Annotated in this window: 10 protein-coding genes and 1 tRNA gene; 1 reads left to right on the forward strand and 10 read right to left on the reverse strand. The window is 63.0% G+C overall.

Annotated elements, in window-relative coordinates; genetic code table 11:
* Window positions 1–13: 13 nt before the first annotated feature.
* Entirely contained in the window at window positions 14–2,038 is a 2,025-nt protein-coding gene (gene uvrB / locus AC1DCU_RS08410; protein ID WP_442251045.1) for an excinuclease ABC subunit UvrB, read from the reverse strand.
* A gap of 176 nt (window positions 2,039–2,214) precedes the next feature.
* On the opposite strand from uvrB, the gene AC1DCU_RS08415 reads away from it, so the two are divergent.
* Window positions 2,215–2,709, forward strand: a complete 495-nt coding sequence (locus AC1DCU_RS08415; RefSeq protein WP_032975713.1) for a GspH/FimT family pseudopilin — start codon at window positions 2,215–2,217, stop codon at window positions 2,707–2,709.
* A gap of 52 nt (window positions 2,710–2,761) precedes the next feature.
* Here AC1DCU_RS08415 and AC1DCU_RS08420 read toward each other — a convergent pair.
* From AC1DCU_RS08420 to AC1DCU_RS08460, 9 genes are all read right to left on the reverse strand, one after another.
* Window positions 2,762–2,838: transfer RNA gene (locus AC1DCU_RS08420), tRNA-Asn, on the reverse strand.
* A gap of 45 nt (window positions 2,839–2,883) precedes the next feature.
* Window positions 2,884–3,291: a type IV pilin protein gene (locus AC1DCU_RS08425; RefSeq protein ID WP_032975712.1), complete on the reverse strand. Its 408-nt coding sequence runs from the start codon at window positions 3,289–3,291 to the stop codon at window positions 2,884–2,886.
* 23 nt (window positions 3,292–3,314) lie between these two features.
* Window positions 3,315–7,076, reverse strand: a complete 3,762-nt coding sequence (locus tag AC1DCU_RS08430; RefSeq protein ID WP_032975711.1) for a pilus assembly protein — start codon at window positions 7,074–7,076, stop codon at window positions 3,315–3,317.
* Between the two features lie 13 nt (window positions 7,077–7,089).
* Window positions 7,090–7,611, reverse strand: a complete 522-nt coding sequence (locus AC1DCU_RS08435) for a pilus assembly PilX family protein (RefSeq protein WP_032975710.1) — start codon at window positions 7,609–7,611, stop codon at window positions 7,090–7,092.
* Between the two features lie 5 nt (window positions 7,612–7,616).
* A complete protein-coding gene (locus AC1DCU_RS08440; RefSeq protein ID WP_032975709.1) occupies window positions 7,617–8,774 on the reverse strand; it encodes a PilW family protein in 1,158 nt (385 codons plus the stop codon).
* A gap of 8 nt (window positions 8,775–8,782) precedes the next feature.
* Entirely contained in the window at window positions 8,783–9,280 is a 498-nt protein-coding gene (pilV, locus tag AC1DCU_RS08445; protein ID WP_025875254.1) for a type IV pilus modification protein PilV, read from the reverse strand.
* Complete coding sequence (locus tag AC1DCU_RS08450; protein WP_032975708.1) at window positions 9,277–9,792, reverse strand: GspH/FimT family pseudopilin; 516 nt, start codon at window positions 9,790–9,792, stop codon at window positions 9,277–9,279. Before AC1DCU_RS08450 ends, pilV begins: the two co-directional genes overlap by 4 nt.
* Before the next feature lie 172 nt (window positions 9,793–9,964).
* Window positions 9,965–11,353 carry a nucleotide 5'-monophosphate nucleosidase PpnN gene (gene ppnN, locus AC1DCU_RS08455; RefSeq protein WP_025875258.1) on the reverse strand — a complete coding sequence of 463 codons (1,389 nt, stop codon included), beginning with the start codon at window positions 11,351–11,353 and terminating at the stop codon, window positions 9,965–9,967.
* A gap of 252 nt (window positions 11,354–11,605) precedes the next feature.
* Window positions 11,606–14,842: a TonB-dependent receptor gene (locus tag AC1DCU_RS08460; RefSeq protein WP_032975706.1), complete on the reverse strand. Its 3,237-nt coding sequence runs from the start codon at window positions 14,840–14,842 to the stop codon at window positions 11,606–11,608.
* Between the last annotated feature and the right edge of the window lie 54 nt (window positions 14,843–14,896).

The raw sequence follows: 14,896 nt of genomic DNA on the forward strand, positions 1-14,896 counted from the left end.
CGCTTTACCGCGTTCAGCCCAGGCTGGCTTCCTTCAGCTGCCTGATCTGGTCGCGCACCCGGGCGGCATCCTCGAATTCCAGGTCCTTGGCATGCTGGTACATCCGCTGCTCCAGGGCCTTGAGGCGAGCGGCCAGCTGCGCCGGACTGAGCGAACGGTAGTCGACCGTGTCCTCTGCCACCCCGGAACGGCCTTTGCCCTTGCCCTTGCGGAACTCCTTCTCGGCGGCGTCCGAGCGTGCGCCCTCCAGCACGTCGACGATCGGCCGCGCCACGGAGCGCGGAGTGATGCCGTGCTCCAGGTTGTACTCGACCTGCTTGGTGCGGCGGCGGTCGGTCTCATCGATCGCTGCCTGCATCGAACGGGTGATCTTGTCCGCATACAGGATCGCCTTGCCGCGCACGTTGCGGGCCGCACGGCCGATGGTCTGGATCAACGAGCCGGTCGAGCGCAGGAAGCCCTCCTTGTCCGCATCCAGGATCGCCACCAGCGAGACCTCGGGCATGTCCAGCCCCTCGCGCAGCAGGTTGATGCCGACCAGCACATCGAACTTGCCCAGACGCAGGTCACGGATGATCTCCACGCGTTCAACGGTATCGATGTCCGAGTGCAGGTAGCGCACGCGGATGCCGTGCTCGGTCAGGTACTCGGTGAGGTTTTCGGCCATGCGCTTGGTCAGGGTGGTGACCAGCACGCGGTCACCGGCCTTGATCCGCTCGTTGGCCTCGCTCATCAGGTCATCGACCTGGGTGCCGACCGGGCGGATCTCCACCACGGGGTCGATCAGCCCGGTCGGGCGCACGACCAGCTCGGCCATGTCCTCTCCGGCCTCGCGGAATTCATACGGACCCGGTGTCGCCGACACATAGATGCTGCGGGGGCAGCGCGCCTCCCACTCCTCGAAGCGCAGCGGACGGTTGTCCAGCGCTGACGGCAGGCGGAAGCCGAACTCGACCAGGGTTTCCTTGCGCGACCGGTCACCCTTGAACATGGCACCGATCTGCGGAATGGTCACGTGCGATTCGTCGATCACCAGCAGCGCATCAGCCGGCAGGTAATCGAACAGGGTCGGCGGCGGCTCGCCCGCGTTCTTGCCGGTCAAATGCCGCGAGTAGTTCTCGATGCCGTTGCAGAAACCGACTTCGGCCATCATTTCGAGGTCGAACTGGGTGCGCTGGGCCAGGCGCTGCGCCTCGACCAGCTTGTTCTGCGCGTACAGCTGCTCCAACCGCTCCTTCAGCTCGACCTTGATGGTCTCCACCGCCGCCAGAACCCGTTCACGCGTAGTCGCGTAGTGGGTCTTCGGGTACACGGTGAAGCGCATGAGGTTGCGCATGGTCTCGCCGGTGAGCGGATCGAACATCGTGATCTTTTCCACCTCGCCATCGAACAGTTCGATGCGCAGGGCCTCACTGTCCGACTCCGCCGGGAACACGTCGATCACTTCACCGCGCACGCGGAAGGTACCGCGCTGCAGCTCGTATTCGTTGCGCGTGTACTGCAGCTGGGTCAGGTGATTGATCAGGTCGCGCTGGTCGATGCGCTCGCCCTTGGACAGGATCAGGCGCAGCGACAGGTAGTCTTCCGGCGCACCCAGGCCGTAGATGGCCGACACGGTCGCCACCACGATCGCATCCGGTCGTGACAGCAGGGTCTTGGTCGCCGCCAGCCGCATCTGTTCGATGTGTTCGTTGATCGAACTGTCCTTCTCGATGAAGGTGTCCGACGACGGCACGTAGGCTTCCGGCTGGTAGTAATCGTAATAGCTGACGAAGTACTCCACCGCGTTGTGCGGGAAGAACGCCTTGAACTCACCGTACAGCTGCGCTGCCAGGGTCTTGTTCGGCGCCATGATCAGCGTCGGCTTCTGCACCTGCTGGATGACGTTGGCGATGGTGTAGGTCTTGCCCGAGCCGGTGACGCCCAGCAGGGTCTGCTTGGCGACGCCGGCCTCGAAATTACTGGTCAGCTTGGCGATGGCATCGGGCTGGTCTCCCGCCGGCGAATACGGCGAGACAAGTTGAAAACTGTCGCTCATGGTGTTGCCAGGTCTCGGGGAAGGTAAGTATAGGGGGCGTCCGGTGACGGTCGGCTGAGGGGAAGCCGGGGAGACCGGCAGGGGGATGCCCGATGGCGCCCCCCATTGAAAGGGGCGACGCTCGCTCCATGACCCCGCCCTTGAAACGCCCCCCTGTCCCCGGCCCCGCCCTTGGCATGCAACTGATTGAACTGGTGACGATTATTGCCGTCCTTTCCGTGTTGCTGGCGGCAGGATGGCCGACGCTGCAGTCAACACTGCTGCGCCACCGCGCCGACGCACTGCAGCTGACGCTGCATGCCAGTCTCTCCAGCGCGCGCAGCCAAGCGCTGATCCGGCGTGAACTGATCGGCGTGTGCGCCAGCGAAGACGGGCATCAGTGCACGGACGACTGGAGTGCCGGCTGGATCATCTATCGCAGTGGCCTGCGGCGGGGCTCACCAGCAACGCCGGAAGCCATCCTGGCCCATCACCGTGGCCGCGACGATGTCTCGATCCTGGCACACGCCAGCAGCGGACGGCCGCTCCTGTTTTTCCAGGCGGATGGGCGAAGCCCCGGCGCCAATCTGACCCTGCGCATCTGCGCTGGCAGACACCTGCACGGCAAGCTGGTGGTCAACAATGGCGGGCGTACCCGCAGTGAACGCAGCAACCGCGATCTGCCGTGCTGAACAGAGCAAAGAAAAGCAAAAAGCCGCGATTTCTCGCGGCTTCTGCAGTATCTGGCGCCCGAAGTTGGACTCGAACCAACGACCCCCTGATTAACAGTCAAGTGCTCTAACCGGCTGAGCTATTCGGGCGGGGAGGCGCATTGTACTGGTCGAATCCTGGAAGATCAACACCCACTACCAACAATCGGAAACCGCTCCTCCCGAGGTCTTCCGGTTGGCCTGGTCGAGGGTCAGCTTGCCGCAGCTGTCCTTGACCTGCGTACCCGAAGGAGACGCCGTGATCGTGAACGTGGAACCATCGCCCTTGTAACTCAGGTCGTATCGCGTCGCCCCGCCCTCGCGTGGCGAGACCTTGCTGGGCAGGGTGTAGCCCGAGTAGGAATTGTTGCTGGAGTGATAGCGCTCCGCACGTTGCGCGTACTCGGCCAGGTCCGCTTTGGCTACTGCACGATGTGATCGAAGTACGTACTGCTGGTACGAAGGAATGGCGATGGCCGCCAGGATGCCGATGACGATCACCACGATCATCAATTCGATCAACGTAAAGCCCGCTGAGCGATGAGGCGCACGGAAAGACTGCATGGATGTGGATCCTCGCACAGGGGTCACTGGAGCTGCCGCCAGGACTGGCGACCGCAGGGATAAGGCAGATACAGCGACTGGCTGCCGGCGGCGCCTACCACCATCCAGCAAGAGCTGCCCCCGGGCGGACCTTCCTTGCCACTACCCAGACGCGGTATGACCGACAGGGATACGTCCTTGACCGGCGCGGTTCCCTCGGTCTTCAACGACAGGCCCGCTGTACCCGACGCCGGCTTGACACCCGTGGGTGAACCGGTCCGGACATTCTCCAGGGCAGGCGCACCGGTCAGCGAGGAAAGACCAAACAGCCAGTTCGAACCACTCGTCGAACAGCCAACGGTTTCCAGATTGGGGACATAGGTCGGCATGAACATGATGCCGCTGACCAGCAGTGGATTACCAACGAACCGTTCACCGTTGCTCGCAGGCAGGTTGATCATCCACCCTCGCGCATTGGCCGGCGCAGTCCCTGCCACAATCCTGCGCGCCTCGGCGCCCGTCGCCGGAGCATCCGCGGTATAGGGCGCCAGATTGGCCGAGGTCAAGGTCGATGTGACCCTCTTCCCGCCAATGTCATTGACCGCATACAACGCCTGTCGCGAGGTGTCGTCCTTGTCACTGTAGAACGAGAAGCTGCCCGTACCGAAATACAGCATCACGCCACCCGATGGACCGGTCGCAGCGGTCATGCCGCCCGTGATCGGCTGGCGGAAGTTCCGCGCGCTGGTGTCCTGGCTGACCTGGGTGGTGAATACGGGAACGGTCAGCGCCGTGTTGGAACTATCGGTGAGGTCGAATTTCCAGATGGCGCCACGCTGATCGGCAGCGTAGACGGTATCGGCAAGACCATCGCGACCGCGCAGGTCCTGGCTGTCGCCACGCCAGCGATCCACCACCACCACGTTGCCCAACCCATTGTCTCCGGAGATGTTGGCTCCCGAGGCATTGCTCTCTACCGCCTCGATCATCCGCGTGGCGCCCGACGCCATATCCACGACGAACAGTACGGCCTTGCGGCTGGCACTGTTATAGCCGTTGCCGAAGATCGCCTTCCATGCAACCGTCTTGCCTTCCTTCACCGGTACGATCACCGGCTTGCCCAGCACGAAGCCGATGTTGTTGCGCACGCCCTCGGCCAACGACATGTTCAGGTCGCTGATCTCCCAGAGCGCTTGACGCGTGGTAAACGCTGCCGGGTCACTCACGTCCAGCGCAAATACCGAGCGACCACCAGCGCCAGCCGTACCGACCAGTCCCGTCTGCCAGGTGCTGCCGACGAGCATGTCCGAGATGGTGATTGCACCGTCGACGAAATAGCGATGGCGGAAGGTCTGATCAGCGGTATCCGGTTTGTACGGGAACAGCAGGTTGGCCATATGGCCCAGCGAGGTTGAGGGAATGTACGCAAAGCGCTCGGTCCCTCCCGTACTGTCCATCTCACCCGATGCCCCCATGCCACCATCGAAGGCATGCAGCATGCCGTCATTGGCACCGACGTACACCGTGTAACGACCACTCTTCGCCTTGGTGTCCAGGTACTTGGCATAGCTGGCGGCATAATCTTCGCCGAGCTGGCGATAGCCGTAGTCATCGGTAGGCGAACTGACCACCGGCGCCGAATTGACGATATCGCCCAGCGGCGTGGTGCGGTCGCGGTACTTGCCGCCGCTGCGCTTTTCCATCGTCGTATCCGCTTTCAGATAGCGGATGGCCGTGTCGATATCAGCATCAATGGACTTCAGCTTGTCAGTCGAGCACACCAGCATCTCTGCGTACTTGCCATCCGGCTTGCTGCAAAGATCGGCCAGGCTGATGTCGGCCGAACCGAAGTCAACCAGCGTACCCGCTTTGTTGGCCACGATGCGGCGACCCGTTGAAGCGAGTTTCGTTGACGCCTCCCAGGCCTCGCTGAACACAGCGACCTGGTCACTGTTGATCTTCACGGTCGACGCCTTCAGCTTGCTCGACCAGTCGGTCGCACCATTGCGGATGTCATAGCTTGGCGTCACCGACAGCGAACCTGCACCAATGCGGGCGCCGGTCATGCCAATGGTTCCCGACGACGACTTGCCGCCGGAAATCGAGGCCAACACACGTCGCATCGCCTCGGTTACATCGGCAGGCGTCTGCGCATTGATGAATTCACCACGGCTGTTGAGCGCGGCGTGCCAGATCTCATCGATGACCGTTCCATCGTCCACCGTCGACGGATCAGGGCTGCCGTTCCAGTTCGGCGGATTCTTGTACGGATCCGCCGTGGCGGCAGCATCCACGCCGTAAATCCGCCCCTGAGCACCAAGCGTGACACCGTAGAAATTCATGTGCAGATCGGCCTGGCAGTCCAGTCGCTTCCACTCCGCGCTGCCTTGGGACAACGTGCCGCAGCGCTCGTCCACCGGCACCTGCCCCTTGGGGAAGCCGGTATCGGAACGAAGCGGCGTCTTGCTGCCCGAGTAATAGGCCGCAGTGACGTCGGCCATCGTATTGCTGTAATTGTCGGCGAAGGGCAGTGTCGGCAGGTTCACGGTATTGACCGCGTCCGCGTTGGCGAACGAGCCATTCGGATAGTTCTTGGAATTCGTGTAGCCATCCGTGAACAACATGCCGCCATTGCGCTGGCAGGCGCGGATGACGGGCGCGCCGTCGTCGGTACGGCGGAACTGTTCGGCCAGATACTCCACAGCACGACGGTTGGGCGTGCCGCTGATCGGCTTCAATCCGTAGATCTGCTGATAGAGATCGGCGCGGTTGGTCACCAGATCATGCATCTTCACGTTCTTCAGGTCATTGATCGTGAAGTAACCCACCCGCATGTTGTCGACGCCGTACAACGCCTCGGTGGACGCACCGACAATGGCCAGCGTGCGGCTGCGGTGATACTGGAACCAATTGGCGAAGTTCTGCACCGCAGTGTCGTAGGCACCATCGATGCTGTAGTTGTCCTTCTTGATCTGATAGCGGCGCAGATTGCACTTGGGCCCACAGGCCCCCTGGATCACCGGTCGATTCGCATCGTCCGACTTGTATCCGTAGGGCGCCGGGGAATTCTCCGGCAGGTAGAAGGTCGCCGGGAAGTACTGCACGCCATATTGCACCGCAGAGCCGATGTCACGCGAAGCGGTGCGCCAGGCGTTGTTGCGATAATACGCATTGTCGGTTCCCGTCAGATCGGGAATCTTCATCCCGTCGACGAACTGGAATCCCTCACCGCTGCTTGAACGCACACTGGTCATGTTGTACGTGATGTCGTACCCCGCAAATCCGGAGCGCGGGTCGACACGCGCCGCCGTGGTACTGGCAGGGTTCCAGCGGGTTCCATCGGCCCTCAGCCACGGCTTGTAGCTGACTGACGGGTTGTAGTAGCTGGCGTTGTAGACGTGCGAGCGGGCGAAGCCGAAGATATCCAGCGGCGGGATCGCACGACCATACGAATAGCGCTCGTTGTAGTTGTTGTGCGCGTAAAGGTAAAGATAGCAATCGGCTGAACCGGAGTTGCAGTCCTGCCCAACGCTGTAGAAGCTGCCATTGTTGTTGAAGAAGCTGCCAGTCGACGTGCTGAAGATCAAGCGCCCGTCACCGCCCGGGAACATGCGCTCGAAGGTCATCGAATTCGAGTCATCCACGGCCATGATGAACGCAGGCGGTGTCTGCACCTGCACGTTCAAGGGCTCCTGCGCCAACACACCCTGCGCCTGCGCGGCCATCAGGGTATGCACCAGATAGCCGCCAGCGGCGACAACGGCAAGGCCTACGCCCGCCAGGATCCTGCGATTTCGCGTGTTCATGGGTTCCCCACCCTCACAGCTTGAATACGGTGTCGACCGCCGAGCGCGATGTCGCGTCGGTGGCCGTGTCGCCGGCGTATGTCGTGATCTGGTAGACCGGTGTTGCGGCCTCCAACGGCTTGCCCATGTCCAGCGCCCCTTCTCCCTGGATGCAGCCCTGGATCTGCCGGACCTTCACTGCCGGCTTGCTGCCCAGCTTGGTCTTGGCGACCCAGTCCGATGGATCGAAGCCATCGTCGCAGCGTTGATCGATGTCGGCCGAGGTAACCGTCGGGCTGTCACCCGGCGACTGGCGATTGGCAATCTTCTCCACGGCATTCTCGGCACTGCGGGCGGCGCCCTCGGCACTCTGGAAGGCTACGTTGCCGGCACGGTAGCCCGATGCCATGCGCTCCTGCATGCCGGCCACCTGCATGCCTATCACGCCCAGCAGCGCCAGCATGATCAGCAGAATCAGCGCGACGTAGAGCACGGCACCACGCTGCCGGACAGGGGCAGAGAAGGTGCGGCGCGAAGACAGCTTGATGGAGCGCATGGTCGTCAATTCCCGAACAGGCGGTTGCGCAACGCAACGGAAACTTCATAGGCGCCACGGTGGCGCTGGTCATAGGGATCGCCCGGCGCGATGGTCACACCAAGCACCCCCAGGTAGGTGGCTGCCGAACCCGGAGCCTGCGCCGACGCCCGCTGCGGGCTGCGCGCAAGCAGCCCCACCTGCACCATGCCGACGCGGCGCCATGCGCCAACAGCGGTCGCATCCGTCGCGGTGCTGACGGCACTGGCAACACGCTGGTCGACGATGCGGCCACTGGGCGGAGTGGAAAGCGAAATATCCGGCGTTGCGTCAAGGCCGTACAGGAGCTGCATGCTCTCGATGCCCTCCACCAGCTCCTCACCGTCACCGTAGCCACCGGCTCCGTTGGCGCGGGCGCGGTACAGGGCAGGCTCATTGTTGCCGTTGCTCGCGATGTAATACACCAGGCCATCGGCGCGATACAGCATCGTCATCGCGTTGTTGACCGAATAGCCGGTCAGATCCAGCTTCTCGATCTTGACGGTGGATCCACTGATGGTGGCCGGGAACACATCGGCGCGGGTGCAATCGGCCAGCGCGAACACCGTCGGAGTGCCGGCAGCACCCGCCTTCAGGCGCGCCATGCCGTCACCGGACACCGTCACCGTGGTTGTAGTGCCATCCACACCGACGCCTGTCACAACCGCCCCTTCCGGGCTCAACAGGCGGAGCACAAGCACATCACTGCCGGGCAGTGGCGCCGGCTTCAGGTTGATGATGCTCTTGGGCACGGATATCGCCGCGCTCCACGTGCGCCCCAGGGTCAGTGTATTGGTCGGGGCGGTGCCTGCGGCCTCATACCCCTGCACCGGCACCGAGAAATCCAGCGGATCTCCACTGCCCGCGGCGATACCGAGGTTGTAGCGGACATCGCCGGTGTTCTTGATCACATGCGCCTGGTCGTTCACGCAGCCAAAGTGACCCGCCATGCGCAGGTCACGCTGCAGGAAGTCCAATGCGAAACGTGCATTCTCCTGGGTCCGGGCAGCCCCCTCGGACAGGCGTGAAGCCGCGCGGGACGCGATGAAGATCTGCGTGATGCCCAGCAGAAGGACCAGACCGATGACCATGGCGATCATCAGTTCGATCAGCGACAGGCCGCGGGCTCGTGAAGACGGACTCATGGACGCGCTCACAGGAAAGTGGTCAGGCCGAAGGTGGTGAGGCTGTCGGGCTCCTTCGGATCCCAACGCTGATCACCCCAGGTAATGGCCACGCTGACCCGGCCGGTGCTCTGGGTAAACTGGACCTCTGCACTGGCCTTTTCACCGAGTGTCTTCACAACCTCACATTGCCAGCGTGCCACGTTGGTCTTCGGCGTCACCGCCGCGCCGGTCGGCCAGGCACAAGCACCATTGGCCGTCACCGCTCCGGCAGCGAACGAGGCCGAAGAGTAGGCCCCGCCGGCAAGCGTATCGGTGCGCTGGGCGCGCATCAGTTCGATCAGGTCGTTGGCCAGGTTGGTCGCCTGGGTCCGGTAATTGGCACTCTGTACGAATCGCACGCTCGTGGTCTGCAGCAAGGCAAAGCCGAGCAGCCCGAACGCAAGGATCAACAACGCAACCATCACTTCGATCAGGCTGAAGCCACCCTGGGACGAACGCGGAGAGGCAAGGTTGCGGCGATTCATGAGCAGGTTCCCTTGGTCACCCGGACCTGGCCGGACTTGTTGATCGTCAATGTGCTGCGCTGTTCGCCGGCCTTGCAGGACGCCGGGGACAGGACCACCGTCTGATCGTCCGCGGCCTTGCGACGGCCACGGCCATCAAAGGCGATGGTCGCTCCCGGGGGACCAACCACGCTCAATTGCGGGTTGCCCAGGGAAAAACGCAGCACGCTGTCATTGCTGCCCAGCACGCCATCAGCGTCGAGATCGGACCAGGCCAACAGCCCCTTTGACCATTCACCGTCACACGCCAGGCCATCGGTACTGCCACAGAGGCCACCACCACGGTTGTTGCGGATGGCCTCGCTGCGCGCAAGGTTGGTCAACGCGATTACTTCGTTGTTGGCAGTTGCCAGCCGGTTCGAACGAATCATGCTGCGGAAGCTCGGATAGGCGATCGACGACAGGATCACGAAGACGGTCAGGGTGACCATCAACTCAATCAGCGTGAAGCCGTTTTGCCGGCGCAAAGACATTGGACGCTCCCCAGCGTGTTGGTGGCCACGATGGCGCACCGGCCTGCCGCCGGCAAGCGGCGGCAGGATGAACGGTCAGATCCGGGCGACGGGCGTCAAAGCCTTGACATCCCGCCCTCCCCCACCGGTCCGGCGCGGTCCCCGCCGCGCCGTCCAGCCCCCCTCGCCTCGCTTACGCCAGCACCTGGTAGCAGGGCTGGTATTCGCCGGAGATCTTCATCCGGCGCTGCTCGACGAAGGCACGCAGCAGCGCGTCCAGGGCCTGCATCATGTCGGGGTCGCCATGGATCTGGAACGGCCCGAACTCCTCGATGCGGCGCATGCCGTCTTCCTTCACGTTGCCGGCGACGATGCCCGAGAAGGCCCGGCGCAGGTCGGCTGCCAGCGCGTGCGGCGCACGCCCGTGGTGCAGGTCCAGCGCCGCCATCGCCTCGTGGGTCGGCACGAACGGCTGCTGGTATTCCCACGGAATCTCGATGGACCAGTTGAAGAAGAACGAATCCTTCTGCGCCAGGCGATGCTCGCGCACGCGCTTGATGCCGGCCGACATCTTCTTGGCCACCGCCACCGGGTCGCCGATGACGATTTCGTAGCGCTCGGCCGCGGCGTCGCCCAGGGTCAGGCGGATGAAACGGTCGATCTGCTCGAAGTACGGCGCAGCGACGGTCGGGCCGGTCAGGATCAGCGGGAACGGCAGGTCCTTGTTCTCCTCGCGCAGCAGGATGCCGAGCAGGTACAGGATCTCTTCGGCGGTACCCACGCCACCGGCGAACACGATGATGCCGTGGCCGATGCGGACGAAGGCCTCAAGGCGCTTCTCGATGTCCGGCATGATCACCAGGTGGTTGACGATCGGGTTCGGCGACTCGGCGGCGATGATGCCCGGCTCGGTCAGGCCGATGTAGCGCGTCACGGTCCGGCGCTGCTTGGCGTGGGCGATGGTGGCGCCCTTCATCGGGCCCTTCATCGCGCCCGGGCCGCAGCCGGTACAGATGTCCAGGCCGCGCAGGCCCAGCTCGTAACCGACCTGCTTGGTATACAGGTACTCGTCGCGCGAAATCGAGTGGCCGCCCCAGCAGACCACCAGGTTCGGGTCACCCGGGTTGAGGATGCGCGCATTGCGCAGCAGCCCGAACACCGCATTGGTGATGCCCTCGGACGACTCCAGCTCGGCCGCGTAGGCCGGGCCCATCTCGATGGCCATGTACGCCAGGTCACGGACCACCGCGAACAGCAGCTCGGCCACGCCGCGGATGATCTCGCCATCGACGAACGCCATCGCCGGCGCATTGGCCAGGTCGATGCGCACGCCGCGATCCTGCTGTGCGACCTGGATGTCAAAATCGGGGTAAAGATCGCGCGCGGCGCGCGGATCATCGGAGGCACTGCCACTGGTCAGCACCGCCAGCGCGCAGCGGCGCAGCAGCTCGTGCATGCCACCACTGGAGGCGTCGCGCAGGCGCGCAACCTCGGCCCGCGACAGCACATCCAGGCCACCACGCGGGTAGATCCGCGCGTCCTGCACCGGCAGCGTCCGCGCTGCCTTTTCATTCGTTGTCATATCCACTTTTCTGCTTCCTTTAAGGTGTCCGACTGTACTGCCGCCCCCTTAAAAAGCAAAACGGCCGGGAAGCCCGACCGTTGGATAGGTGCGTCCCGCGTTCGCCGCTCCGGGACCGCTTCGGCGGCATCTGCGCCGCGCACGTGTCTGGATGCTACGCCGATGCACCACCTCCCGCAAGGACTTTCGCCTGAACGGAAAACGGCCGGGTTTCCCCGGCCGTTTCCCTTTACTGCATCAGGCTCTGACGGATCAGAACTTGTACTTCAGGGTCAGCTGCATCGACCAGCGCGACACACCGGTGTTGCCCTTGTCGTTGTTGTTTTCCTGGATGGTCGGGGTATCGGTGGCGCCGGTGAAGTTGTAGATGTACTTGCCGGTTGCCGGATCGATACCTGCGTAGCTGGCCACGCGGGAGGTGGAGTTGAAACCGTAATCTTCAATACGGCCCCACTTCTTGTTGAGCAGGTTGCCGACATTCATGATGTCCAGCGCCAGCTCACCCTTGTGCTCCTTCACGAAGCCCGGGAATTCCTGGGCGATGTGCAGGTCGAAGCTGTTCACCCACTTGGTACGGAAGGCGTTTGCCGGAGCAATCTCGCCGCGGTACTTCTCCAGCTGCGGGTTGGCGGCAAGCCAGTCGAAGAAGGCCTTCTCCATCGCCGCACCGCCGGTGAACTTGACGTCGCCCGGGCCATTCGGCACGTAGAACAGGTCGTTGAAGTAACCGGCGCCAGTGGTGGCGGCGGCATCGCCGTTCATGTCGTTGTAGTAGATGTAGCTGAACGGACGACCCGAACGACCTTCGTAGAACAGGCCCACGGTGGTGTTGTAGTTGCCGAAGAACGCCTTCTTCCAGTTGATCGAACCGGTCACGCGGTCCTTGATCGCGTAGCGCGAATCATAGGCCACGTTCTCGTTGGCGGTACCGATCAGGGTGCTGCCCCAGTTGGAGGTGTTCTGCGAGCTGGTCAGCGGGCTGACTTCCTTCGCGGCGGTGTAGGTGTAGGCCAGCGACCAGCCCCAGTTCTCGGTCAGCGGCTTGTTCAGACCGGCGGTGAACTGGCGGCTGCTGCCCTTGTCGGTGTTCTTCATGAGCAGCACGTCGCCCATGTCAGAGGGACGATTGAACTTGCCGCCCGCACCGTTGCTGCCTTCACGGATGGAGCAGTTGGCGCCGGCGCACGGCACGTAGCCTGCGTCATTCCAGTACAGCTCGCGACCATCCTGGCCGATGCGGGTCGCTGCAACGCCCGAAGCGTTGTACAGGTCCAGTCGCTCGAAGTAGATCGCGCTCTTGACCTTGGTGTACAGGAACTCAGCCGACGCAACGATGCCATACCACGGCAGCTCGTGATCGAAGGCGATGTTGGACTTCCACACCGACGGCAGCTTCAGGTCAGGCGCAGCGATGTCCACGTTCTGACGAGCACCGGCACCCGCAGCCGGGATGTACGGCGGATTGGTGTTCGGGGTGAAAATGCCGGTCTGGTTACGAACGGTGTACTCGGTGTAGTTCAGGCCGGTGTTCTGGTAGGCACCTGCCAGCCACACGTTCGGGGCCGCGCCACCGAACAGGCCCACACCGCCGCGCAGCTGGGTCGGACGATCGCTGTCGAAGGTGTAGTTGAAGCCGAAGCGCGGCTGCACCAGCTTGCTGTCGGGCAGCTGGGTGTTGTCGTAGCCGTACAGTTCCATGATGCGCGGGTTGTACAGCTTCTGCGTGCCGAAGTCCGGCATGTCGACGCGGACGCCGGCCTGCACGGTCAGGTTGCTGTTGATGGCCCAGCTGTCCTGGATGAACAGGCCGGTGTTCTTCAGCGTGTACTTGGCCGGGATGTCGTCGTAGCTGCCGCCGGCGCGCGGCGCACGCACAACGTACTGGTTGACGCGACCTGCAGCGAAATCGCTGAGGTTGTTGAACACATACGCGCCGTTGACGTTACGACCGTAGTAGTTCAGCAGGTCGTTGTCGGAGTAGTCGAAGCCGAACTTGACGGTGTGGTCGCCGACGTACCAGGTGGCGGCACCGAAGGCGCTCAGCTCCTTGCTCTCGACCGCGTTGACGTGCGAGTTCTGCTCGGTACCGAAGTACAGCGAGTCATTGCCGCTGGCGCCAAAACCACGGATCTGGATCTGCGGCAGGCTCGACGGCGTGGTACGGACCGAGGTGTATTCCTTGTGCGAGATCTTGAACTCGGTCGAGAAATTCTCGGACCAGTCGCTGAACAGCTCGCCCATCCAGGATTCGTAGGTCTTCGGCTGCTGGTACCAGAAGGTGCTCAGCGAAACCGCGCTGTTGCTGATCTGCGGGAAGCGGACAACATTCTGCTCGAGCTTGTTGTAACGCACCGCGGCACGGTGGTTCTCGTTGATGTTCCAGTCGATCTTCAGCGCGTACTCTTCGACCTCGGTCTTGTTGGCCGGGGCGTTGAGCGAACCTGCGTCGAAGCCGTAACCGGTCGCGATCTGCTGCGCGCGGGTGATGTCGGCATCGGTGATGGTGCCCTTGCCGTACGGCGAATCGGTCAGGCTGACGCCCGGGGCCGAACGCTCCATCTTTTCGTAGTTGGCGAAGAAGAACAGCTTGTCCTTGACGATCGGGCCGCCGAAGGTCATGCCGTAGGTCTTTTCGTCATCAAAACCGTTGAAGCGGACATCGTCCAGGTTCTTGCGGACCATGTCCTTGTCGCGGTACGCGTAATACACGGTGCCGCCGAAGTTGTTGGTACCCGACTTGGTCACCGCATTGATCACCGCGCCCGTACCGCCGGCAATGGTGGTGTCGTAGTTGGCGATGTCGATGTTGATTTCCTGGATCGCATCCATCGACACCGGCTGACGCTCGGTCGGCAGGTTGTTGGATTCCAGGCCGAACGGATCGCCGGCACCGATGCCATCGATGCGGATCGCGTTGTAACGGGTGTTCTGACCACCGACCGAGATGGCACCGTCGGCCTTGCTGACCTGCGAGATGCGCGGATCGAGGCGGATGTAATCCTGGATGTTGCGGTTCACCGACGGCAGCGACTCCAGCGTTTCGCGGTTGACGTTGGTGCCGGTGCCCATCTTGTAGGCGCTGAACAGGTCGCTGCCCACTGCGGCAGCCACGACCTGGACGGCATCCAGATTGGTGGCGGCAACATCGCCGGCCAGGTTGGCGTTGACCGTGTTGACCTGGTTCAGGTTGAGGTACACGCCCTCTTCGGTCTTGGTGCCCTCACCCGGCTTGGTGATGGTGATGGTGTACGGACCACCCACGCGCAGGCCGCGCGCGTTGTAACGACCCGACGCATCGGTGGTCGCACGCGAAACGGTGCCCGATTCGGTGTGGGTGATGGTGACTTCAGCACCAGCAACAGGCGCGCCCGCATTGGACACGACCTGGCCGCCGACACCGGCAGAGGTGCTCTGGGCGAAGGCGGGAGCGGCGGCGAGCGCAGCCACGAGACCAAGGGTGAGCTTGGACATCCGGAATGGGTGAGTCATTGTTCGGTAGCCTCGATGCGAGTTGGCGATGGCGGAAAAAAAGCGCATCCAAGC

It is taken from the genome of Stenotrophomonas sp. 10L48, from assembly GCF_056395105.1.